Here is a 20,324-nt window from a genome sequence, read left to right on the forward strand (position 1 = left end):
CGGACCGGGCCCCTGGTCCAAGCTGAGCCGGTGCACGAGGAGAGCAGACCGCCAGGCCGACCCCACCGCGAGGCCCCGCTCAGTCTCGCCGCGCTCGTCTTCCTCGTCGCGTACTCGGTCCGGGTCCTGGTGCGGGACCTCCCGGGCTGGGGGCTCGACCTGTGCCTGGCCGCGATCGCCCTGGCCTGGGCGACGGCGGCCCTGGACTACGCGGCGCGCTGGCGGAGGTCCGGGGACGGCCGCCGCTTCGTGCGCCGCCACCCGCTCAACACCCTGATCGTGGTGCTGCCGCTGCTGCGCCCGCTGGCTTTCGTACGGGTCTACGAGGCGGTGCAGCGCCGCCGTGGCAGGCCCCTCCTGTCGGTACCGGCCCGGGTCGTCACCTACACCGGGATCGCGGTCCTGGCCCTCGGCTACACCTGCGCGCTGACGGTGTACGCCCTGGAGCGCGACGCCCCGGGGGCCTCGATCCGCTCCTTCGGCCAGGCGGTGTGGTGGGCCTGCGCGACGCTCGGCACGGTCGGCTACGGCGACGCCGTCCCGGTCACCGGCTGGGGCCGTACCGTCGCGGTCTTCCTCATGGCCTGCGGGATCGCCCTGCTGGGCGCGGTGACGGGAGCCTTCTCGACGTGGCTGCTCGGGGTGTTCGGGGCGCAGGACCCGAGGGCGGCGGAGCGGGACGAGGACGCCGCGGTGCGGGACGCGGACCGGCCCCCGCAGGACTGAACCCGCAGGGGCCGGCCGGTGCGCGCGGGCCTCAGACCTGGACGCGCCGCTCCACGACGTCGAGCAGCTTGGCGATCGCCTCTTCCCTGGCCACGCCGTTCTCCTGGGAACCGTCGCGGTAGCGGAAGGAGACGGTGCCCGCGTTCATGTCCTCGTCGCCGACGATGATCATGAAGGGGACCTTCTGCTTCTGCTGGTTGCGGATCTTCTTCTGCATCCGGTCCGAGGAGGCGTCCACATCGACCCGCAGGCCCTTCCTGCGGGCCTCGGCGGCGAACTCCTGGAGGTAGGGGACGTGCGCGTCGCCGACCGGGATGCCGACGGCCTGCACGGGGGCGAGCCAGGGCGGCATCGCACCCGCGTAGTGCTCCAGCAGCACCGCGAAGAAGCGCTCGATCGAGCCGAACAGCGCCCGGTGGATCATGACCGGCCGCTGCTTGGAGCCGTCGGCCGCCGTGTACTCCAGGTCGAAGCGCTCGGGCAGGTTGAAGTCGAGCTGCACGGTCGACATCTGCCAGGTGCGGCCGATCGCGTCGCGCGCCTGCACGGAGATCTTCGGCCCGTAGAACGCGGCCCCGCCCGGGTCGGGCACGAGGGGCAGGCCCTGCTTCTCGGCGACCTGCTGAAGCGTCGCGGTCGCCTCCTCCCACGCCTCGTCGGTGCCGACGAACTTCTCCGGGTCCTTCGTGGACAGCTCCAGGTAGAAGTCGTCGAGGCCGTAGTCGCGCAGCAGGTTCAGCACGAAGGTGAGCGTCCGGTCGAGTTCCTCGGCCATCTGCTCGCGGGTGCAGTAGATGTGCGCGTCGTCCTGCGTGAAGCCGCGCGAGCGGGTCAGGCCGTGCACGACCCCGGACTTCTCGTAGCGGTACACCGTGCCGAACTCGAACAGCCGCAGCGGCAGCTCGCGGTAGGAGCGGCCCCGGGCGTCGAAGACGAGGTTGTGCATGGGGCAGTTCATCGGCTTGAGGTAGTAGTCCACCCCGTCGTCGAGCTGCATGGGGGGGTACATGCCGTCGGCATACCAGTCGAGGTGCCCGCTCTTCTGGAAGAGGGCGCCCTTGGTGGCGTGCGGGGTGTAGACGAACTCGTACCCCTCCTCCTCGTGCCGGCGGCGCGAGTAGTCCTCCATGGCGCGGCGGATGATGCCGCCCTTGGGGTGGAAGACGGCGAGGCCGGGGCCGACCTCCTCCGGGAAGGAGAAGAGGTCGAGTTCGTTGCCGAGCTTGCGGTGGTCGCGCTTCTCGGCCTCGGCGAGGAATTCGAGGTGCGCCTTCAGCTCGTCCTTGGAGGGCCAGGCGGTCCCGTAGATGCGCTGGAGCATCGGGTTCTTCTCGCTGCCGCGCCAGTACGCGGCGGCGTTGCGCATGAGCTTGAAGGCGGGGATGTTGCGGGTCGTGGGCAGGTGCGGGCCCCGGCAGAGGTCCTTCCAGCACAGCTCGCCGCTCTTGGGGTCGAGGTTGTCGTAGATGGTCAGCTCGCCGCCGCCGACCTCGACGTCCGAGCCGTCCTCGCTGGAGGCGCCGCCCTTGAGGCCGATCAGCTCCAGCTTGTACGGCTCCGCGGACAGTTCCGCGCGGGCGTCCTCGTCGCTCACGACCCGCCGCGAGAAGCGCTGACCGCGCTTCTGGATCTCCTGCATCTTCTTCTCGACGGCCTTGAGGTCCTCGGGCGTGAACGGCTTCTCGACGTCGAAGTCGTAGTAGAAGCCGTCCTTGACGGGCGGGCCGATACCGAGCTTGGCCTCGGGGAACAGCTCCTGCACGGCCTGCGCCATGACGTGCGCGGTGGAGTGGCGCAGGATGTTGAGACCGTCCTCGGAGGAGATCTCGACGGGCTCGACGCGCTCGCCGTCCTGGACGGCGTACGCGAGGTCCTTCAGCTCGCCATCCACGCGGGCGGCGATCACGGTGCGCTCGCCCGGGAAGAGCTCGGCGGCCGTAGTGCCCGTCGTCACCACGCGCTCGTCCCGCTCGGAATCGCGTTGGATGATCACACGGACGTCTGACACCGGTCTCTCCTGACTGGGATGGGGCACGCGCCTACAGCACGGCACGTGTACCCGAATGCTACCGAGCCCGGGGGGCCGGGCGCGAAAGGGCCGTCCCCGGCCTGCGTCCGCGGCGCCCGGGCGCCCCTGACCGGTCCCGCCCGCCCCGGCGCGGCCCGCCGCACCACGGCGCGGGTACCGCCGCGCCACGCGACCGGTACGCGCACCGCCCGCTCACCGGCCGGCCGCGTCCTCCCCGCGTACCCGCACCGGCGCGCGGGTATCACCTGCTCGACGACTAATCACGCCATCTGCCTTGTGTGGGCTAGGAGTTGGATGGACATGACGTGCTGGTACGAGGGGCCGCTCGCCGCTTTCGGCATCGAGACGACCGGGCTGGACGCGGAGCGGGACCGGATCGTCTCGGCAGCCGTCGTCGTACAGGACTTCCCGGGCGCGAGGCCGCGCACCGACCGGTGGCTGGTGTCCCCGGGCGTTCCGCTGCCGGCGGCGGCCACGGCCGTGCACGGGCTGACCGACGAACACGTGCAGCGCAACGGGCGGTGGCCGGCCCCGGCGGTGGACGAGATGGCGCGCGGCCTGCGGGAGCAGGCGCTCACGGCGCGCCCCCTGGTTGTCCTGGACGCGCCGTTCGCACTGACCGTGCTGGACCGGGAGCTGCGCAGGCACCGGGCGAGCCGGCTCTCCGAGCGGCTGGCCGGGAAACCGCTGTGGGTGCTGGACCCGAAGGTTCTGGACGGCCATCTGGACCGCTACCGCAAGGGCACCAGAGGGGCGGCGGACCTGTGCGCGCTGTACGGGGTGGAGCGGGGGCAGCCCCACGACCCGGCGGCCGAGGCGCTCGCGGCGCTGGAGGTGGTGCGTTCGGTGGGCCGGCGCTTCTCCGCACGCCTGGAGCGGCTGTCGCCGATGGAACTGCACTCCTTGCAGGGGGTGTGGCACGCGGGCCAGACGCGCGGCCAGCCCTGGTTCGGACGGCCGGCGGGAGGGCGGCCCGAGGGCCCTTCGTGGCCACTGCGTCCGGGGCTGCGGGTGGTGAGCGAAGGCGCCTAGGCAGCAGGACGGGAGCGAGCGGGAAGACAAAGAAGCCGGTCCGTCAACTCGACGGACCGGCTTTCCCGGTGGGCGATACTGGGTTCGAACCAGTGACCTCTTCGGTGTGAACGAAGCGCTCTCCCACTGAGCTAATCGCCCGGGAACGCAATGAACCATACAGGGCTCGGCGCTCTTCGTTCAAACCGCCTTTTCGGTGGTCGGCCGTTCGGCGAGGGCCCTGCGCAGGCCCCGCTCCCCGGAGCGCATCATCAGCCGGTGGTTGAGCCGGAACAGGGGGCGCCCCGGCACCACGAGGCGGCGCAGCAGGGGGCTGCGCACCTCGACCTCCTGCAGGTAGTCGGCGCGGGTGCCGCCCTCGCGGGCCCTCAACGTCCAGCGCAGGAAGCCTTCGAGATCGCCGGTCACCTCGGCGGACAGGAGCCCGGCACCGGCGTCGCGTTCCCGTTCACGGAGGGTGATCCGCAGGTCGTACGGGAGGAAGGCGCGGACCCGGGCGCTGCCACCGAGACCGTCGGGGCTCCGATGGGCCTCCCTGACCTGGGGCCACCAGCGCGGGTAGTCCTCGGCGCGGGCGAGGAACTCGTGCACGACGGCGGGCGGCGCGGGCAGGTCCCAGCGGGCACGGAAGCGGTACTGGTGGAGGTTCATGCCGGAAGTCTTCCGCGCACGGGCCCGGACACACGCGCGGCCCCGGACACACCTGCGGCCCGGAGGCTTGGAAGCCTCCGGGCCGCAGGTCCGGGGTGGGCGATACTGGGTTCGAACCAGTGACCTCTTCGGTGTGAACGAAGCGCTCTCCCACTGAGCTAATCGCCCGGGCGCAGGCAGAACATTACCGCATGTCAGCGGGTGCTCCGTCCGCCCTGCGCGGGGGCCGGGCTCAGCGGTCGATGTTCCAGGGCAGTTCCAGGCCGAACTTCACGACGTAGACCAGGATCACGGCGGCGATGATCACCAGACCGATCGCGGTCAGGATGATGTTGCGGCGGCGCACCTTGGGGTCGAGCGCGCGCTTGGCGGCCTCGGTGACCTTGCGTTTGGTCCACCGCAGGACGAGCTGCGCCCAGACGAACTCGGTGGCCCAGATCGCCATGCCGCCGAAGATCACGACCCAGCCCGGCCCGGGCAGGACGAGCATCAGGGCTCCCGCGACGACCACGGCGAGGCCGAGCACGAAGACGCCGACCTGCCAGCTGAGGTGGAGCGTGCGGCGCCGCTGGACGAATTGCGGGGCGCGGGAGCCGAGCCCGGGTTCCTCGCCCTTTCCGGATTCCGCTTCGTTCGCGCTCTTCACCCGGGACCCCGCCCCGGAATCGCTCCCGGTCGCGCGGGTCGCCACCGATTCCCGTCCGCGCGCCGCCCCGGAGGGTTTTCCGGCCGGGGCCGGGGTGCTCGCCGCAGAGCGGCTTCCTTCGAGGTCGCCGACCGTGTCGGCGCGCTCACTCCGCGCGGCCGAGGACCGCTCGGGCTGCTCGTCACTCCCCGTGTTCATGGGTCGGGACTTTACCCGACCGGCCTCCACGACCGGAATGGAGGTATCGGGATAATTCTTGCTCATCCGGACGAGCTACCCAAACCAGACGAAATCCCTCAGAGGGGTTTACAACGGCACCGTAGGTGGCATGTCGATTTCGCCGACGTGCGAATCCCCGAGCGCACACTGAGCGAAAGGCCCTGGCGCTTATGAACACCACGGTCAGCTGCGAGCTGCACCTGCGCCTCGTTGTGTCGAGCGAGTCGTCCCTGCCCGTCCCGGCGGGGCTGCGGTATGACACGGCCGATCCCTACGCCGTGCACGCCACCTTCCACACCGGAGCCGAGGAGACCGTCGAGTGGGTCTTCGCCCGTGATCTCCTCGCCGAGGGCCTGCACCGGCCCACGGGCACCGGCGACGTCCGTGTCTGGCCGTCCCGCAGCCACGGTCAGGGCGTCGTCTGCATCGCACTCAGCTCTCCCGAAGGAGAAGCCCTGCTGGAGGCCCCTGCGAGGGCCCTGGAGTCCTTCCTCAAGCGCACCGACGCCGCCGTGCCGCCCGGCACGGAGCATCGGCACTTCGATCTCGATACGGAGCTTTCGCACATCCTGGCGGAGAGCTGAACCCAGCTGAGACCAGGAGGCGAGAGCGCCGCCCGCACCGCCCGACTCGGGGCGGCGGTGCGGGTCCCCGACCAGTGTGTGAGGCACCGCGCCCGCCCGGCCGGCACGCACGTGCGTGCCGGCCGGGCGGGCGCGTTCACGTTCCCGCCGCCCCCGGCCGTGGCCGGGGAAGGGCTAGCATCTGCCGTCAACCGGCGGGCAGCGGCCCGCCACGGGGGCAGGGAGTGCAAGGTGCTGATCACCCACGACACCCGGTGCGCGCTGGAGGCGGCGGTGGACCTGGTGAACACCGCCCCGAACGGCGAGCGCCCGGACCGGCTCTCCGGGCTCGGGGAGCTTGAGGAGTTCGTCCGCTCCCACGACATCAGCGACACGGGCCTGCTGGGGGCGGAGGATCTCCGGGCCACGCGGGAGGTCCGCGACCGGTTCGCCCAGGTCTTCTCGGCCCCGGACCCGCCGACAGCCGTGCGGATCCTCAACGAGCTGGTGGCGCAGGCGGGGACCACACCACGGCTGACCGACCACGACGGCTACGACTGGCACGTGCACTACTTCGCCCCGGGCGCCTCGATCGCGGACCACCTCTCGGCGGACTGCGGGATGGCTCTGGCCTTCCTCGTGGTCGCCGGCGAGCGGGAGCGGCTGCGCCGCTGCGAGGCACCGGACTGCGGGCGGGCCTTCGTGGACCTGTCGCGCAACCGGTCGCGTCGCTACTGCGACAGCCGCACCTGCGGCAACCGCCTCCATGTCGCCGCGTACCGGGCCCGCCGCAAGGAAGCCGCCACGGGCTGACGCACCGTGGGTGGGCGTCACCGAGGGCCGCTCTCAGGAGCGCGCAGGACCGCACAGGACCCCACAGCCGCGGCGACGGATTTCCGGTCCGCTCCGGGCCTGTGCCGCGAGGCGCTCAGGCGATGAAGAGATCGTGCACCGCGCCCATGAGCAGCAGCAGCCCGACCACGGTCAGGAAGATCATGAGCGGCGGCTGGGACAGGGCGAACAGGCATCCCTTCTCCTGTCCGGTGAGCGGCGCCCCGGGCGTCCGCCCGGGGGCGGCGGGCACCGCCGCCGGGGCGGCCGGCACGGCGGCGGAAGGCGTCGCGACCGGGACAGCCGGATCGGGGTCGCACGCTCCCGGCGCGGGGGCACAGGGGGACTGGATCTCGACGGTCTCCGGGCAGGGGGAGGACCCTCGGCTCGGCCGGGCGGCGAGGCCGCCGACCGGGGCGTACGGGGGCCGGGGGGCGGTCGGGTGCGGGCGGGGTGAGGGGACGGCGGAGCCAACGGCTGCCGTCCCGAGGGCGTGGCCCTCGGTCAGAAATGTCTCGGGCATGACGCAGTGATCATGACGCACCGGGAGGGCCGCACGTGATCAAAACGGCTCCGTGCGGGCGCCATTCACCGTTAGACGACGCGAGTTCGATTTCACGCGGTGTGACCGGGGCGGGCGAGCTGCCCGGATTCCCGCCACTGTTCGAACAGGCGTGTCTCACATGGCGGGACGATCACGAAAACCCCCGCCGGGCAGTCCGTGCGCGGTGCCTGGCGGGGGCCGGCGGAAGAGAGTGCCCCGGCCGACGGGGGTTACGCGTGCCTGGGGGCCGGCGCTCAGATGCCGTGCTTCTTGAGGATGGCCTCGATGTCACTGAAATCGTCCTCCGGTGCCTTCGACCGGCCGCCTCCGGCCTTGGGCGGCGCCGCCGTGGGCCTGGTGGGCGAGGAACCGCCGAGGGAGGGGGCCGAGGCGGCCGGCTCGACCGCACCCTGCCGGGCCGCCCGGGCGGCCGCTCTGCGCTCCTTGCGGGTGCCGCCCCGCCGCCGCTCCACGGACCGGGTGGCCAGGAACAGCAGCCAGGCCGCGCCCAGCACGCCGAAGCCCGCCCAGGCCACCGGGCTGAAGGCGGTGTCGGCGACCCACTGCACGGCGCCCGTCATGACGAGGCCGAGCGGAACGAGGGAGTAGGCCGCGATGCGCGCGGCGGACAGGAACCGCTTGCGGTACGCCGTGACCGCGGCGATCCCCAGGCCGGCCGCCGACACGGCGGAACAGATCGTCTCGGCTATCATCCGGGCCCTCCAGGCATCGGTTGCGGCGGCGCGCGGCGGGTCCGCGCACGTGCCCCGTGTGTCCGTCTCTTGTCGTGTCTTGTCGTGTCTGTCTCCATCGTGACACCGTGCGAGGGGGCGGGCCATGGTGCCAGCCCCACCTTCGCGGATCTCCGGGTCTTTTCAGGGTCGCTCCTCCTGCTGCGGTCCCGGTTGGGCGGGCGGCGCGCGTCCTGGAAGACTGGGCGGATGAGCGATCCCAAGCCCGTGGCGGACTCCGCCGCCCCTTCCCCCGTCGTGCTCGACGTCTGGTGCGAGCTCCAGTGTCCCGACTGCCGCAGCGCGCTCGACGACCTCCGCGCGTTGCGTGAGCGCTACGGCGAGCGGCTGGAGATCCGGCTGCGCCACTTCCCGCTGGACAAGCACAAGTACGCGTACGCCGGTGCCCAGGCCGCCGAGGAGGCCGCCGTCCAGGGGCAGGGATGGCCCTACGTCGAGTGGGTGCTGACGCGGGTCGAGCAGCTCTCGAAACGCGGGGAGCCCTTCCTGGTCGAGGCGGCGCGGGAGCTGGGCCTCGACGCCGAGGAGTTCGACACGGCCCTGGTGGACGGGCGGCACCTGCTGGCGGTCGACGCCGACCAGGCCGAGGGCCGGGCCATCGGCGTGACCGGGACCCCGACGTACGAGATCGGCGGCCGGCTGCTCGACGGCGGGAAGTCCCAGGAGGGGCTGCGCGAGCGGATCGAGGCCGTCGCCGACCGGCTGCTCGCCGAGCGGGGCTGAGCACCGCTCGGCGATCTCAGACGAGGTTCTTGATGAAGTGCCGGGTCTCCTGGCGGTAGCCAAGGGACTCGTAGAGCCGCAGTGCGGGGGTGTTGGCGCACACCACGTTCAGCTCCACGGCCCGGTGCCCCTCGCTCAGCCCGTCGATCTCGGCGAGCCGCATGAGCGACCTGCCGTGGCCTCGGCCCCGGTGCTCCGGCAGCGCCTCGACGTCCATGACGTAGACATCCGTCTCCCGGTCGGCGAGCCAGAGGGTGCCGACGACGGCGCCTTCGTGCTCCAGGACCCAGAGGCGGTGTCCGCGGGTGTGCAGCCCGTCGCTGAAGGCGCGGGCGTGGTCGTGGTCGCTGACGGCACGCGCCCGCTCCGGGGAGAGTCCCCGGTCGGTCCAGGACCGCGTGTACGTCTCCTTCTCGTGGGCCAGCCACGGACCGAACTCGGCCTCGGTCATCCGCCGGGCGGTGGAGCCCGGCGGCAGGGCGGGCCGTTGCGCGGGCAGGCACTTGCGCAGTCGGCGGTTGGTCTCGGTGTATCCGAGCGCCTCCGCCAGCCGCAGCCCGGCGGCGGAGTCGGCGGGGACGGTCACCTCGACGCGGCGGCAGCGCCAGTCGCGGAATATCTCCTCGGCGGCGAGCAGGGCCACGGTCCCCCGCCCCCGGGACCGGTCCGGTTCGTCGATGCGCAGGCCGACCACCTCCCCCACCTCGGAGCCGAACCGTGGGTCGGTGCGCAGGGCCAGTCCGCCGACGGGGCGGCTGTTCACGCAGATCCGGTACGAGCGGGAGAGGGCGCCGTCGGCCGAGTGCTGAAGCGGCTCGGTGGGCCGCAGGGTCGTGGTCATCATCGACGTTCTACCCATGCGGCCCCGCGCGTACCAGGGGTTTTCTCAGACCGGGTCGGGGTCGGCGGCGGAGCGCTCGGCGAAGATCCGCATGGCCTTGGCGGTGACCGGGCCCGGGGTGGAGGCGAGTTCGCGTGCGTCGACGCGGTGGACGGCCTGGACGTCGCGCGTCGTCGAGGTAAGGAAGATCTCCTCGGCCCGCTCCAGGACGTCCAGGGGCAGGTCGCTCTCCTGGGCGCCGGTCCAGTCGGCGGTCAGGGCCCGGGTGATGCCCGCGAGGCAGCCGGAGGCGAGCGGCGGGGTGTACGTCTGCCCGTCGAGCACGACGAACACGTTGGAGCCGGTGCCCTCGCACAACTGGCCCACGGTGTTGGCGAACAGGGCCTCGGAGGCGCCGCTCTCCCGGGCCCGGGCGAGGGCCAGCACGTTCTCCCCGTACGAGGTGGTCTTGAGGCCGCTCAGCGCCCCGCGTTCGTTGCGCACCCACGGCACGGTCACGACGGCGGTGGTGTCCGGCCGGGGCGGGATGGCGCCGACGGCGACGATCAGGGTGGGCGGCTGGTCGCCCCGGTCCGAACTGAGCGGCGAGACGCCCCCGGTGTAGGTGATGCGCAGCCGGCCGAGCGCGACGGGCTGCTCCGCGAGGACGGCGGCGCACGCGCGGCGCACCTCGTCGAGGTCGGGCTCGGGCAGCCCGAGGCCGCGGGCCGACCGGGCCAGCCGGTCGAGGTGCCGGGTGAGCGCGAACGGCGTGCCCTCCACGGCCTTCACGGTCTCGAACACCCCGTCGCCCACGGTGATCCCGTGGTCGAGGGCGGAGACCCGGGCCTCCCCTGCCTCGCGCAGCCGGCCGTTCACCCAGATCGTCGTCGCGCTCATAGGACGCTTCCTTCGCTTTCCTCGTACGTACCCGATGCCACGGCCAGCAGCCGGGCGGCTTTCAGTTCGGTCTCGCGCCACTCGCGTTCGGGCTCGGAGCCCCAGGTGATGCCCGCCCCGGTGCCGAACTTCAGGACGGGCCCGCTCGCGTGGTCCCGCTCGATCCAGAACGTGCGGATGGCGACGGCGAGTTCGCCGGCCTCGCGGTCGGCGTCGACCCAGCCGACGCCGCCGCAGTACGGACCGCGCGGCGTGGTCTCCAGCTCCGCGAGCAGGCGCAGGGCACTGGACTTGGGGGCGCCGGTGACGGAGCCGGGCGGGAAGGCGGCGGCGAGCAGTTCGGGCCAGCCCGCGCCCTCGGCGAGTTCGCCGCGCACGGTGGAGACGAGGTGCACGAGCCCGGGATGCCGTTCGACGGCGCACAGGGCCGGCACGCTCACACTGCCGCTCGCGCAGACCCGTCCCAGGTCGTTGCGGACCAGGTCGACGATCATCACGTTCTCCGCGTGGTCCTTCTCCAGCAGATCGGCCTCGGTGCGGCCGGTGCCCTTGATGGGCCCCGAGGTGAGGGTGCGGCCGTCCCTGCGCAGGAAGAGTTCGGGCGAGGCGGTGGCGATCTCCACGCCGTGCGCGGGCAGGCGCAGCGTTCCCGCGTACGGGGCGGGGTTGCCGCGCGCGAGCAGGGCGGTGAGCGCGTCGGGGTCGGCGGCCGCCGGATCGGGCAGCGGTGCGCTCAGGACCCGGCACAGATTGGCCTGGTAGACCTCCCCGCGCGCTATGGCCTCGCGTATGCGCCGCACCCCGTCGACGTACCGCGCGTGCCCGAGCGAGGAGGTCCACGCCCCGGCGGCGGGTCCGCGCCAGGCGCCGGGGACGGGCGCGGGCACCGGGTCGGGGCGGACGTCGCCGAAGCGGGCGCAGGTGAGCCGGCCCTCGAAGTCGGCGGCCACGGCCCAGAAACCCCTGCTCTCCAGCGCCGCGGGGTCGGAGGTCACGTCCCGCAGGTCGGTGGCGAGCAGGCCGCCGAAGCGGGCCAGAGGAGGGAGGTGGTGCACGTCGGCGAGTGTAGGCACGGCGCGCCCCCTCGCGCCCGGCCGGCGGCGTCCGCGCACGCTGCGCAAACGCGTTTTTGTGCTGGCCCGGGAATCCGCTAGAGTTCACCACGTCGCCGGGACGCGAAAACGCCCCGGACACCGACAAGCGGACGTAGCTCAGTTGGTAGAGCGCAACCTTGCCAAGGTTGAGGTCGCCAGTTCGAACCTGGTCGTCCGCTCGGCAGTGAGAGGATCTTCCCGAACCTCTCACGATCGGGGTGGAGTGGCCGAGAGGCGAGGCAACGGCCTGCAAAGCCGTCTACACGGGTTCAAATCCCGTCTCCACCTCCATGGACGATTAGCTCAGCGGGAGAGCGCTTCCCTGACACGGAAGAGGTCACTGGTTCAATCCCAGTATCGTCCACTGAAGCCCCTGACCGGGCTTTTCCCGGTCCGACGGTTTCCCCGCGCGATTAGCTCAGCGGGAGAGCGCTTCCCTGACACGGAAGAGGTCACTGGTTCAATCCCAGTATCGCGCACGCAGTGTGCACGGCCCCGGCCGTGGCGCCCCGGACGATTAGCTCAGCGGGAGAGCGCTTCCCTGACACGGAAGAGGTCACTGGTTCAATCCCAGTATCGTCCACCGCACAAAAGCCCCCGGCCCCGGCCGGGGGCTTTGTCGTGCCCCCGGCCGCCGGTCTCAGGAGGAGAACAGCATGCGGCCGAAGCCGCGGTTGCGGTGGCCGTGGTGGCCTCCGTGGTGACCGTGCTGCGGGGCGCCCCAGGCGGGGGCCGGCGCGGCGGGGTACGCCTGCGGAGGGGGCGCCGGCTGGGACCACTGGGACTCCATGCGGGTCAGCGATTCCAGCTCGCCGTAGTCGAGGAATATCCCCCGGCAGCCACTGCACTGCTCGATCTGGACTCCGCTGCGGTTGTACGTGTGCATGGGCGCACCGCACTTGGGACACTGCATCGTGGGCTCAACTCCTCGCCACTCGGGACGGCTTCGCCGGTCTCCCTGACCGGTCGCCGTCGCTCACACCCCCAAGGACGCGCCTGACGCCCCGTAGAGTTCCCCGCACCCTACTGCGGGGCGGGCGGGCCGCTTTCGGCCGGGAGGGCCGCGATCCGCGAGCAGGCGTCGACGACGGCCACCTCGGCCTCGTCCAGGGCGCGGCCGGACTCGGCGGCCTTGGCGAGGGCGAGGGCGGCGGTCTGCACGGTGAGGGCGCGGGCCGGGACGTCGAGCGCCGTCCAGGGGTCCGCGGTCGCCGGTACGGCGGGGCCGCCGGCCGCGCGGTAGGCGCCGAGGAAGCGGGCCCAGTCCTCGGGGGCGAGCAGACCGCAGCCGTGCCAGGCGGCCGGACGGGCGAGGTCCCACGCGGGGTCGCCGAGGCCGAGGTCGTCGATGTCGATGAGCAGCCAGCGCCCGTCCGGGGCGGGATGGCGCACGAGCTGGCCGAGGTGCAGGTCCCCGTGGCACAGCGCGAGGGGGGTCACGGGCTCCTCGGCGCGCGCCCAGGGCGGCAGGGTCGCCCAGGCCCGCAGGACCGTGGCGGCTCCCCGGGCGGGGGCGGCGGCGCGCATGCGGGAGACGGCTCGCACTGCTTTGAGCGGGCCGCGCATCGGCGGGAGTGGGCCGGGCAGGACGGCGAGCGGCACGGTGTGCAGCCGGGCGAGGAGGACAGCGGCCTGCTCCCAGGGGGCGTCCTCGGGGGTGTGCGGGTCGACGGGGCTGCCGTGCGGCCAGCAGCTGACGGGCCGTCCACCGGCGCTGGCCCCGGCGGTGTCGACCGGTGGCAGCAGAATGCCGGCGAGCGCGGGGTGCGCGGCCACGGTCAGCCGGGCGCGCAGCGCCTCGGGGTCGCAGTCGGGGGCGTGGGCCTTGGCGACGGCGCGGCCGTGGCGGACCACGGTGCCGTCGGGGCGGTCCGCGAGCACGGGTTCGGCGACGGCGGGCGAGCGGGGGATCTCGGCGCCTCCGGCCGCGACGGTCCGTTCACACGGACAGGTGCCGCCGATCCGGTGTGCGGCGCCTCTGGCGTGCCGGCGCAGGGCGGTGAGCAGGCCCGGGTCGCCCGAGGGGGCGGGATGCGGCATGAGCCCGGTCGGGGGCGTGGTGGGGGCGGGCGGCGCGGGGTGGTGCGGCCGGCCTTCCGCGGCCGGCCCTGCCCGGCGGGCCTGCGCGCTCTTTTCGGGGTGGACCGTGCGCCGTTCGGTGCGCCGGCTGGGCAGTCGGTCCCCCGGCCACGGATCGGCGGGCGGGGGTTGGGCCGACGGAGTGGCGGGGGAACGGGGCTCCGGGGAGCGGGGGGCGGGTGAGGCGTCCGCCCGGGGCTCGTCGGGCAGGGGCTGCGCCGGCCGGGGTTCGGTCATCGCGCCACCGCCGCGTCGGGGGGCGCGGGGCGCGGCGGTCTGTCGTCCGCCCTGGGGAGGAGACGGGAAGGGGCGTACGACGTCCGCAGTACGGCGCCCGGAGGGCGGCGGGGCCCTTCCGGTGCGGGCGGGCCCGTGGGGGCGGGCCCGGGCCGGGCGGCCGGGAGCGCGGTGGTGGCCCGGGGACGGGAAGCGGGCGTCGGCGAGGTCGGGGGCGGGGTGGCCCTACGGGCCCGGAACTGCTGTTTCCTGGTCGCACGCACGTCGGTGAGCCTAACCGCAGGCCGCGGTCCGGGCAGGGTAATGCCCGCGCAGCTCCCCAGCTGCGCGGGCATTGGTGCCGTCCGCCGCACCCCCGTCCCCACGGGGTTTCCTGGCCTCGATGTCCCCGCCCGGACCGCTCTTCCGGGCCCGGGGCGCCGTTCAGCGCCCCAGCATCACGCCTACGGACGACGCTTGTGTGACCACTGCCTCCCAGCCGCCGAAGACGACTACGAGGAGGGCCGCCAGGGGAAGGACCATGGCGGTGGCCACCAGGGGGTGGCGGGTGCCTGCCCGGGGCGCGCGCCCCGGGCGCCCGTCCCGGCTGCCCGGTACCGTCGCGGCCATGGTTCCTCTCCTGTCAGTGGGAGGAGCGACGGGTGCGTGACCTCGGGGGACGAGTGCTCCCGTCGCTCTGCACCTCAATCTAGGGGCGGCCGGGAACGGGGACGTCATGCCGTCGTACCGATTGCGCCGCCTACGTCAGGAGGACCGTCCCGCCGTCCACTACTCCCCTGGGTGGAGAGCCCCCTGAGACACCCCTGAGGGGGGTGACATCGATCACGTGGGGCGGTGCCGCGTTCCTCGCCCCGGGCCGGGCCGGGGCCAGGGGTGGCGAGGCCCGGGGCGCTCGTGTGGAGGCGGGGGGCGGGTCGAGGCCAATACCTGCCGCCCGGTGCGGGATTGGTACGCCTCCGGGCCGGTGCGGAGGGTGACGGAATATCACGCGGACGGTCTTTCAAGTGGAGCGCGGGGCAACGACAATCGTTCGGTCCGGGAGGGCGCGGCCTCAGCGCACACCCGGCCGGGGAAACGTAAGCTGTGGCTCGTCAGCAGGACCGGGCAGCGGGGATGGACATGACGATGATGCGGCTCCGGCGCGAGGACCCGCGTGTCGTCGGCTCGTTCAGGCTTCACCGGCGGCTCGGCGCGGGTGGTATGGGCGTCGTCTATCTGGGCTCCGACCGGCGTGGTCAGCGGGTGGCGCTCAAGGTGATCCGGCCCGATCTGGCGGAGGATCAGGAGTTCCGCTCGCGTTTCGCCCGTGAGGTCTCGGCGGCCCGGCGCATTCGCGGAGGGTGTACGGCGCGGCTGGTGGCCGCGGACCTGGAGGCCGAGCGGCCGTGGTTCGCGACGCAGTACGTGCCGGGTCCCTCGCTGCACGACAAGGTCGCCGAGGACGGGCCGCTGGCCGCCTCGGACGTCGCCGCCGTCGGTGCGGCGCTCTCGGAGGGTCTGGTGGCGGTGCACGAGGCGGGGGTCGTCCACCGTGACCTCAAGCCCTCGAACATCCTGCTCTCGCCGAAGGGCCCGCGCATCATCGACTTCGGGATCGCCTGGGCGACGGGGGCGAGCACCCTGACGCACGTCGGGACGGCGGTGGGCTCCCCCGGTTTCCTCGCGCCCGAGCAGGTGCGGGGGGCGGCGGTGACGCCGTCGACGGACGTGTTCGCGCTGGGGGCGACCCTCGCTTACGCGGCGACCGGCGACTCTCCGTTCGGGCACGGCAGTTCCGAGGTCATGCTCTACCGCGTGGTGCACGAGGAGGCCCATCTGCGGGGGGTTCCCGACTCGTTGGCGCCGCTCGTGCGGGCCTGCCTGGCGAAGGACCCGGAGGAGCGTCCGAGCACCTTGCAGTTGTCGCTGCGGCTCAAGGAGATCGCGGCGCGGGAGGCGCAGGGCCTCGGTGACAGCCGGCCGCCGGCTCCCCGCGGTGAGCCGGACCGGCCGACGGGGCGGCTCGCCGAGCAGTACGCGGAGCAGCAGACGCAGCGCCGTGCGGCCACTCCCCCGCCGCGTTCGCATCAGCGTCCCGAGCCGTCCGCAGGGCGTCCGGAGCGCCCGGGCGGTCCGCAGTCGGTGCGCGGTGAGCGGCCGGGGCCCGCGCGGCAGGAGCGGACGGGGCGGCGCGCCGGGAGTGCGCAGCCGGGGCCCGCCACGCATCCCTCGGGGCGCGCGGCCGGTCCGCGTGGTCCGGTCGCGGGGCAGTCCTCGCGTTCGGGCGCTCCCCGGGGCGGGGCACGCTCGCAGGGTCCCGGGCAGGGCCGGCCTGCCTCGCGCGCGGGGAGCCGTCCGGGCGGCAGACCCACGGGCTCGGGCCGGCGTCCCGCCAATCCGCGTCTGCTGCGTCAGCGCCTGGTGGTCTTCTTCCTGGTGACCCTGATCGTGGCGCTCGGCATCACGGTGGTGCAGGCGCTCACCTGAGGGCCCGGGTGGTTCAGTCGCGGGGCGCGCGGGTCGTGTAGAAGACGACGGCCGAGGTGGCGGCGACGTTGAGGGAGTCGACGCCCGCGTCCATGGGGATGCGTACGTGCACGTCGGCCGCCGCGAGCGCCCCGGGGGTCAGTCCCGGTCCTTCGCTGCCGAACAGGAGGGCGAGGGCCGGGTCCTGTCTGGCGACCAGGTCGTCCAGGGTGATGGAGCGCTCCGAGAGGCACAGCGCGGCGAGGGTGAATCCGGCGGCGCGTACGAGCTGGGCGTCCGCGGGCCAGGATGCGAGGCGGGCGTAGGGCACGGAGAAGACGGCGCCCATGGAGACCTTCACGGCCCGCCGGTAGAGGGGGTCGGCGCAGCGCGGGGTGAGCAGGACGGCGTCCACCCCGAGGGCCGCGGCGTTGCGGAAGGCGGCGCCGAGGTTGGCGTGGTCGACCATGTCCTCGAAGATCGCCACCCGGCGGGCCCCGGCGAGTACCTCGGTGACCTCGGGCAGCGGGGTGCGCTGCATGGAGGCGAGCGCGCCGCGGTGCACGTGGTAGCCGGTGACCTCTTCGGCGAGGGCGGGCTCGACGAGGTGGACGGGCGCGTCGGCCGCTTCGACGACGTCCCGCATGACGGGCAGCCACTTCTCGGTGAGGAGCATGGAGCGCATCGGGTAACCGGCGTCCAGGGCGCGCCGGATGACCTTCTCGCCCTCGGCGATGAACAGCCCCTCCTCCGGTTCGCGGCGGCGGCGCAGTTGGACGTCGGTGAGCCCGGTGTAGTCGTGCAGGCGCGGGTCTTCGGGGTCGTGCAGGGGGAGGGCTTCGGCCACGGGGGTGCTGCCGCCTTGTCGTACGGGTCGGGACGGGGAGGGGTCAGAGGGCGGCGGGGCCGACGGTGACGACCTCGCCGACGACGATCACGGCGGGCGGCCGTACGTCCTCGGCGCGGGCGGTGCCGGCGGCGGTCGCGAGGGTCGCGTCGACGCGGCGCTGGGCGGCGGTGGTGCCCTCCTGGACGAGGGCGACCGGGGTGTGGGGCGCGCGACCGGCCGCGATCAGTGCCTCGGCTATCGCGCCGAGCTTGTCGACGCCCATGAGGATGACGAGGGTGCCGCGCAGCCGGCCGAGGGCGTCCCAGTCCACGAGGGAGCGGGGGTCGCCGGGGGCGACGTGGCCGCTGACGACGGTGAACTCGTGGGCGACGCCCCGGTGGGTGACGGGGATACCGGCCGCCGCGGGCACGCTGACGGAGCTGGAGATGCCGGGGACGACGGTGCACGGGATGCCCGCCTCGGCGAGGGCCTGGGCCTCCTCCATGCCGCGGCCGAACACGAAGGGGTCGCCGCCCTTGAGGCGGACGACCCGCTTGCCGGCCTTGGCGTGGTCGACGAGGGCCTGGTTGATGGCCTCCTGCGCCATGTACCGGCCGTAGGGGATCTTCGCGGCGTCGACGACCTCGACGTGCGGGGGCAGTTCGGCGAGCAGGTCGCGGGGGCCGAGCCGGTCGGCGATGACGACGTCGGCCTCGGCGAGCAGGCGGCGGCCGCGCACCGTGATGAGGTCGGGGTCGCCCGGGCCGCCGCCGACGAGGGCGACCGAGGGGGTGCGCTCGCGGTGGTGCGGGGCGACGAGGCTGCCGTCGCGCAGTCCCTCGACGACGGCGTCGCGGATGGCGGCGGTGCGGCGCGGGTCGCGGCCCTGGGCCGCGGTGGTGAGGACGGCGACGGTGACGCCCTCGCTGTGGCCGGTGGCCGGGGTCCAGGCCGTCGCGGCGTCGGCGTCGTCGCTGCGCACGCACCACACGCGGCGCTCCTCGGCCTCGGCGGAGGCGGCGGTGTTGGCGGCGGGGTCGTCCGTGGCGATCAGCGCGTACCAGGCGCCTTCGAGGTCGCCGGGCGCGTACGGGCGCTGCTCCCAGCGCAGTTCACCGGCGGTGGCCATGGCTTCGACGGAGGGGGTCGCGGCCGGGGCGACGAGCAGGACGTCGGCGCCCGCGGCGAGCAGCGCGGGCAGCCGCCGCTGGGCGACCTGCCCCCCGCCGAGGACGAGGACCCGTCGTCCGGCGAGCCGCAGGCCGACGGGGTAGGCGGGGTGGTCGGCGGGGACGGCCATGGCGGAGCGGCTCCTTGGGCAAGGTGGCGGGGACGACCTGCCGCTGCTGCGGTGGAGCGGCTCGGGCGGTGGCCCGCGGTCGTCGCCCGCGGGGGCGCCGGCCCGGGGGCTGCGGCGTCCACGATACGGGGAGCCGGCGGGGGGCCGCTGTGCGGCCCGTCACCTCCCGGCGCCCCGCCTCACCTCAGCGGGGGCCGGGGCCGGCTCACTCGTCCTCCAGGGCGTAGCTGCCGTAGCTGGGCTCGCCCTCGCGCTCGTAGGTGCTGATGACGACGCCGGTGGAGGTGGGGCGGGTCGAGGCGAGGTGGAAGGCGGTGGGCAGCGCCTCGTCGTTGAACAGGCGCTTTCCGGGGCCGACGACCACCGGGAAGGTCAGGAGATGGAGCGTGTCGACGAGCCCGGCGGCCAGCAGGGTCTGGACGAGGGCGCCGCTGCCGTGCACCTGGAGTTCGCGGCCCGGGCGTTCCTTGAGGGCCCGGACCTCGGCCGGGACGTCCTCGCCGAGCCGCCTGGCGCCGGTCCATTCGGGCACCTCTCCGTGGGCGGCCACGTACTTCGGGAGGCTGTTGAGGCGGCTCGCGACCGGGCCTGCGGGGTCGGTGACCTTGGGCCAGTACGCGGCGAAGATCTCGTAGGTGCGGCGGCCGAGGAGGAAGGCGTCGACCTGCTCGAAGACGGAGTCGACGAAGGCCCCGAAGTCCTCGTCGCCGTAGGGGACGGACCAGCCGCCCGCGGTGAACCCGCCGCTGGTGTCCTCGTCGGGCCCGCCGGGTCCCTGATAGACGCCGTCGAGGGTGACGAACGTGGTGACGGTGAGCTTCATGGCGCGTGTCCTTCGCGGGGTACGAGGGGAACTGCTGTCATGAGGGGAGACCGGCCGGGCCGCCGCATCTCATCGGTGCGCGGCCCCTCCCCGGCTCATCCTGTCAGCGGCCGGGCGCGGGCGCCTGTCCGGACGCGGGCCGGGGCGTGTGGTGGCTGAGCACGTCGCCGGGCTGGCAGTCCAGCACCTCGCAGATCCTGGCGAGGGTCGTGAAGCGGATCGCCTTGGCGCGCCCGTTCTTCAGGACGGACAGGTTGACGTTGGTGACGCCGACCTGCTCGGCGAGTTCCGCGAGGGTCATGCCGCGGTCCGCGAGAAGGCGGTCGAGGTGCACTTCGATGGCGTGCGCGCCCTCGGCGTCGGCGGGCATCAGACGGTTCCCTCCAGGTCCTCGCGCATGACGGCCCCGGCGCGCACGATCCGGGCGAAGGTGAGCAGCCCGAGACCGGTCAGGAACAGCAGGTACGGGGCGTTCCACAGGTTCAGCCAGGCACCTACTGTAAACGGCTGGTCCTCGGTGAGGGTGGCCAGCAGCGCGGCTCGCGCGTTGGCGCGGACGAACTCCGCGAGGAGGCTTCCGGCGAGCAGCCACCAGCCGAGCAGACGCAGGCCGCCGACCGTCCGCTCCGTGTGCACGCCCTCCCGCTCGGCCGTGCGCAGGGTCCGGTGGAGCAGCCAGAGGCCGCCGATGACCAGGAGGTGCGTCGGCCGGGCCGCCAGGGCGGTGAGGAACTGCTGGTAGCCGCTGGGGGATTCGGCGCAGTACTCCGGGTGCCATCCGACTGCGGCCCCGGGACGCAACGGCTCCCACGGGGCATCGAAGGACGTGGTCGTCGTGGAGACGGTGACGCAGGCGTGGCCGCCGGTCCAGTTGAGGTGCATCCCGGTGTCGAAGAGGCTGAGGACGGCGAAGAGGACGGCGAGCCCGATAAGCACCCGCAGCACTCCCCCGACCACCGTCGAGAGCGGTTCGAGCAGCTTCGGTTCCCTGGACATGGCTCCCCCGATGATGTTATCGATATTCGATGGTATCGATAAACGATAAGCCGCGAGGCCGTGCGGCACAAGGGGGCACGGAAAC

Annotated in this window: 22 protein-coding genes and 7 tRNA genes; 11 read left to right on the plus strand and 18 right to left on the minus strand. The window is 73.5% G+C overall.

Going from position 1 to position 20,324, the window contains the following annotated elements:
* Positions 1–30 precede the first annotated feature (30 nt).
* Entirely contained in the window at positions 31–726 is a 696-nt protein-coding gene (locus AB0J21_RS23635) for a potassium channel family protein (RefSeq protein ID WP_363148075.1), read from the plus strand.
* A 31-nt stretch (positions 727–757) separates the two neighbouring features.
* Here the strand turns inward: AB0J21_RS23635 and thrS are convergent, their stop codons facing one another.
* Positions 758–2,734 carry a threonine--tRNA ligase gene (gene thrS, locus AB0J21_RS23640; RefSeq protein WP_363148076.1) on the minus strand — a complete coding sequence of 659 codons (1,977 nt, stop codon included), beginning with the start codon at positions 2,732–2,734 and terminating at the stop codon, positions 758–760.
* A 321-nt stretch (positions 2,735–3,055) separates the two neighbouring features.
* On the opposite strand from thrS, the gene AB0J21_RS23645 reads away from it, so the two are divergent.
* Positions 3,056–3,787 carry an exonuclease domain-containing protein gene (locus tag AB0J21_RS23645; protein ID WP_363148077.1) on the plus strand — a complete coding sequence of 244 codons (732 nt, stop codon included), beginning with the start codon at positions 3,056–3,058 and terminating at the stop codon, positions 3,785–3,787.
* Positions 3,788–3,856: 69 nt separating this feature from the next.
* Here the strand turns inward: AB0J21_RS23645 and AB0J21_RS23650 are convergent.
* The 4 genes from AB0J21_RS23650 to AB0J21_RS23665 form a co-directional block, all read right to left on the minus strand.
* A tRNA-Val gene (locus AB0J21_RS23650) sits at positions 3,857–3,928 on the minus strand.
* Positions 3,929–3,967: 39 nt separating this feature from the next.
* Positions 3,968–4,438: an SRPBCC family protein gene (locus AB0J21_RS23655; RefSeq protein ID WP_363148078.1), complete on the minus strand. Its 471-nt coding sequence runs from the start codon at positions 4,436–4,438 to the stop codon at positions 3,968–3,970.
* A 96-nt stretch (positions 4,439–4,534) separates the two neighbouring features.
* Positions 4,535–4,606, minus strand: a tRNA-Val gene (locus AB0J21_RS23660).
* 64 nt (positions 4,607–4,670) lie between these two features.
* Complete coding sequence (locus AB0J21_RS23665) at positions 4,671–5,084, minus strand: TIGR02611 family protein (protein ID WP_363148186.1); 414 nt, start codon at positions 5,082–5,084, stop codon at positions 4,671–4,673.
* A 389-nt stretch (positions 5,085–5,473) separates the two neighbouring features.
* Here AB0J21_RS23665 and AB0J21_RS23670 point away from each other — a divergent pair, with 389 nt between their 5' ends.
* Together AB0J21_RS23670 and AB0J21_RS23675 are read left to right on the plus strand one after the other, a co-directional pair.
* The gene (locus AB0J21_RS23670; RefSeq protein ID WP_003959770.1) at positions 5,474–5,887 is read left to right on the plus strand and encodes an SsgA family sporulation/cell division regulator; all 414 of its coding nucleotides are present in this window, start codon (positions 5,474–5,476) and stop codon (positions 5,885–5,887) included.
* Between the two features lie 231 nt (positions 5,888–6,118).
* Positions 6,119–6,679 carry a CGNR zinc finger domain-containing protein gene (locus AB0J21_RS23675; RefSeq protein WP_363148079.1) on the plus strand — a complete coding sequence of 187 codons (561 nt, stop codon included), beginning with the start codon at positions 6,119–6,121 and terminating at the stop codon, positions 6,677–6,679.
* A 115-nt stretch (positions 6,680–6,794) separates the two neighbouring features.
* Here the strand turns inward: AB0J21_RS23675 and AB0J21_RS23680 are convergent, their stop codons facing one another.
* Positions 6,795–7,220 carry a hypothetical protein gene (locus AB0J21_RS23680; protein ID WP_363148197.1) on the minus strand — a complete coding sequence of 142 codons (426 nt, stop codon included), beginning with the start codon at positions 7,218–7,220 and terminating at the stop codon, positions 6,795–6,797.
* A gap of 275 nt (positions 7,221–7,495) precedes the next feature.
* The gene (locus AB0J21_RS23685; protein WP_363148080.1) at positions 7,496–7,954 is read right to left on the minus strand and encodes a hypothetical protein; all 459 of its coding nucleotides are present in this window, start codon (positions 7,952–7,954) and stop codon (positions 7,496–7,498) included.
* A 228-nt stretch (positions 7,955–8,182) separates the two neighbouring features.
* Here AB0J21_RS23685 and AB0J21_RS23690 point away from each other — a divergent pair, with 228 nt between their 5' ends.
* Positions 8,183–8,716: a DsbA family protein gene (locus AB0J21_RS23690; protein WP_363148081.1), complete on the plus strand. Its 534-nt coding sequence runs from the start codon at positions 8,183–8,185 to the stop codon at positions 8,714–8,716.
* 16 nt (positions 8,717–8,732) lie between these two features.
* Here AB0J21_RS23690 and AB0J21_RS23695 read toward each other — a convergent pair whose 3' ends face one another.
* Genes AB0J21_RS23695 through AB0J21_RS23705 form a run of 3 tightly spaced genes read right to left on the minus strand, consistent with a single transcriptional unit; the run spans position 8,733 to position 11,491 of the window.
* Positions 8,733–9,557 (minus strand): GNAT family N-acetyltransferase, encoded by an 825-nt coding sequence (locus tag AB0J21_RS23695; RefSeq protein WP_363148083.1) that lies wholly within the window; start codon positions 9,555–9,557, stop codon positions 8,733–8,735.
* Positions 9,558–9,602: 45 nt separating this feature from the next.
* Positions 9,603–10,436 carry an aminodeoxychorismate lyase gene (locus tag AB0J21_RS23700; protein ID WP_363148084.1) on the minus strand — a complete coding sequence of 278 codons (834 nt, stop codon included), beginning with the start codon at positions 10,434–10,436 and terminating at the stop codon, positions 9,603–9,605.
* A complete protein-coding gene (locus AB0J21_RS23705; protein WP_363148085.1) occupies positions 10,433–11,491 on the minus strand; it encodes a chorismate-binding protein in 1,059 nt (352 codons plus the stop codon). The genes AB0J21_RS23700 and AB0J21_RS23705 overlap by 4 nt, the downstream gene beginning before the upstream one ends.
* A gap of 145 nt (positions 11,492–11,636) precedes the next feature.
* Here AB0J21_RS23705 and AB0J21_RS23710 point away from each other — a divergent pair.
* The 5 genes from AB0J21_RS23710 to AB0J21_RS23730 all read left to right on the plus strand — a co-directional run bounded on the left by AB0J21_RS23710 (position 11,637) and on the right by AB0J21_RS23730 (position 12,113).
* Positions 11,637–11,709 (plus strand) — tRNA-Gly (locus AB0J21_RS23710).
* Between the two features lie 38 nt (positions 11,710–11,747).
* Positions 11,748–11,821, plus strand: a tRNA-Cys gene (locus AB0J21_RS23715).
* A gap of 1 nt (position 11,822) precedes the next feature.
* Positions 11,823–11,894: transfer RNA gene (locus AB0J21_RS23720), tRNA-Val, on the plus strand.
* A gap of 43 nt (positions 11,895–11,937) precedes the next feature.
* Positions 11,938–12,009 (plus strand) — tRNA-Val (locus AB0J21_RS23725).
* A gap of 32 nt (positions 12,010–12,041) precedes the next feature.
* Positions 12,042–12,113, plus strand: a tRNA-Val gene (locus AB0J21_RS23730).
* Positions 12,114–12,170: 57 nt separating this feature from the next.
* Here the strand turns inward: AB0J21_RS23730 and AB0J21_RS23735 are convergent.
* The 3 genes from AB0J21_RS23735 to AB0J21_RS23745 all read right to left on the minus strand — a co-directional run bounded on the left by AB0J21_RS23735 (position 12,171) and on the right by AB0J21_RS23745 (position 14,455).
* Complete coding sequence (locus tag AB0J21_RS23735; protein WP_363148086.1) at positions 12,171–12,443, minus strand: zf-TFIIB domain-containing protein; 273 nt, start codon at positions 12,441–12,443, stop codon at positions 12,171–12,173.
* Between the two features lie 110 nt (positions 12,444–12,553).
* Positions 12,554–13,411 carry an aminoglycoside phosphotransferase family protein gene (locus AB0J21_RS23740; RefSeq protein WP_363148187.1) on the minus strand — a complete coding sequence of 286 codons (858 nt, stop codon included), beginning with the start codon at positions 13,409–13,411 and terminating at the stop codon, positions 12,554–12,556.
* An 858-nt stretch (positions 13,412–14,269) separates the two neighbouring features.
* Positions 14,270–14,455, minus strand: coding sequence for a hypothetical protein (locus AB0J21_RS23745; protein WP_363148087.1), 186 nt, complete (start codon positions 14,453–14,455; stop codon positions 14,270–14,272).
* Between the two features lie 504 nt (positions 14,456–14,959).
* Here AB0J21_RS23745 and AB0J21_RS23750 point away from each other — a divergent pair.
* Positions 14,960–16,312 carry a protein kinase gene (locus AB0J21_RS23750; RefSeq protein ID WP_363148188.1) on the plus strand — a complete coding sequence of 451 codons (1,353 nt, stop codon included), beginning with the start codon at positions 14,960–14,962 and terminating at the stop codon, positions 16,310–16,312.
* 13 nt (positions 16,313–16,325) lie between these two features.
* On the opposite strand, the gene AB0J21_RS23755 is transcribed toward AB0J21_RS23750, so the two are convergent.
* The 5 genes from AB0J21_RS23755 to AB0J21_RS23775 all read right to left on the minus strand — a co-directional run bounded on the left by AB0J21_RS23755 (position 16,326) and on the right by AB0J21_RS23775 (position 20,239).
* Positions 16,326–17,138 (minus strand): RNA methyltransferase, encoded by an 813-nt coding sequence (locus AB0J21_RS23755; protein ID WP_363148088.1) that lies wholly within the window; start codon positions 17,136–17,138, stop codon positions 16,326–16,328.
* A 43-nt stretch (positions 17,139–17,181) separates the two neighbouring features.
* Positions 17,182–18,420: a uroporphyrinogen-III C-methyltransferase gene (cobA, locus tag AB0J21_RS23760; protein WP_363148089.1), complete on the minus strand. Its 1,239-nt coding sequence runs from the start codon at positions 18,418–18,420 to the stop codon at positions 17,182–17,184.
* A gap of 205 nt (positions 18,421–18,625) precedes the next feature.
* On the minus strand, positions 18,626–19,243 hold the full coding sequence (locus AB0J21_RS23765) for a dihydrofolate reductase family protein (RefSeq protein ID WP_363148090.1): 618 nt from the start codon (positions 19,241–19,243) through the stop codon (positions 18,626–18,628).
* A 103-nt stretch (positions 19,244–19,346) separates the two neighbouring features.
* Entirely contained in the window at positions 19,347–19,613 is a 267-nt protein-coding gene (locus AB0J21_RS23770; RefSeq protein WP_363148091.1) for a helix-turn-helix transcriptional regulator, read from the minus strand.
* Entirely contained in the window at positions 19,613–20,239 is a 627-nt protein-coding gene (locus tag AB0J21_RS23775; RefSeq protein WP_363148092.1) for a hypothetical protein, read from the minus strand. The genes AB0J21_RS23770 and AB0J21_RS23775 overlap by 1 nt, the downstream gene beginning before the upstream one ends.
* Positions 20,240–20,324 lie beyond the last annotated feature (85 nt).

Source organism: Streptomyces sp. NPDC049954, from assembly GCF_040656295.1.
Classification (GTDB): Bacteria; Actinomycetota; Actinomycetes; order Streptomycetales; family Streptomycetaceae; genus Streptomyces.

What these genes read in the sequence shown, in the direction of transcription:
- AB0J21_RS23645 (WP_363148077.1), top strand. Translation starts at nt 3,056, where the DNA reads ATGACGTGCTGGTACGAGGGGCCGCTCGCCGCTTTCGGCATCGAGACG.
- AB0J21_RS23655 (WP_363148078.1), bottom strand. Translation starts at nt 4,438, where the DNA reads ATGAACCTCCACCAGTACCGCTTCCGTGCCCGCTGGGACCTGCCCGCG.
- AB0J21_RS23670 (WP_003959770.1), top strand. Translation starts at nt 5,474, where the DNA reads ATGAACACCACGGTCAGCTGCGAGCTGCACCTGCGCCTCGTTGTGTCG.
- AB0J21_RS23680 (WP_363148197.1), bottom strand. Translation starts at nt 7,220, where the DNA reads ATGCCCGAGACATTTCTGACCGAGGGCCACGCCCTCGGGACGGCAGCC.
- AB0J21_RS23685 (WP_363148080.1), bottom strand. Translation starts at nt 7,954, where the DNA reads ATGATAGCCGAGACGATCTGTTCCGCCGTGTCGGCGGCCGGCCTGGGG.
- AB0J21_RS23690 (WP_363148081.1), top strand. Translation starts at nt 8,183, where the DNA reads ATGAGCGATCCCAAGCCCGTGGCGGACTCCGCCGCCCCTTCCCCCGTC.
- AB0J21_RS23695 (WP_363148083.1), bottom strand. Translation starts at nt 9,557, where the DNA reads ATGACCACGACCCTGCGGCCCACCGAGCCGCTTCAGCACTCGGCCGAC.
- AB0J21_RS23700 (WP_363148084.1), bottom strand. Translation starts at nt 10,436, where the DNA reads ATGAGCGCGACGACGATCTGGGTGAACGGCCGGCTGCGCGAGGCAGGG.
- AB0J21_RS23735 (WP_363148086.1), bottom strand. Translation starts at nt 12,443, where the DNA reads ATGCAGTGTCCCAAGTGCGGTGCGCCCATGCACACGTACAACCGCAGC.
- AB0J21_RS23745 (WP_363148087.1), bottom strand. Translation starts at nt 14,455, where the DNA reads ATGGCCGCGACGGTACCGGGCAGCCGGGACGGGCGCCCGGGGCGCGCG.
- AB0J21_RS23750 (WP_363148188.1), top strand. Translation starts at nt 14,960, where the DNA reads ATGGACATGACGATGATGCGGCTCCGGCGCGAGGACCCGCGTGTCGTC.
- cobA (WP_363148089.1), bottom strand. Translation starts at nt 18,420, where the DNA reads ATGGCCGTCCCCGCCGACCACCCCGCCTACCCCGTCGGCCTGCGGCTC.
- AB0J21_RS23765 (WP_363148090.1), bottom strand. Translation starts at nt 19,243, where the DNA reads ATGAAGCTCACCGTCACCACGTTCGTCACCCTCGACGGCGTCTATCAG.
- AB0J21_RS23770 (WP_363148091.1), bottom strand. Translation starts at nt 19,613, where the DNA reads ATGCCCGCCGACGCCGAGGGCGCGCACGCCATCGAAGTGCACCTCGAC.
- AB0J21_RS23775 (WP_363148092.1), bottom strand. Translation starts at nt 20,239, where the DNA reads ATGTCCAGGGAACCGAAGCTGCTCGAACCGCTCTCGACGGTGGTCGGG.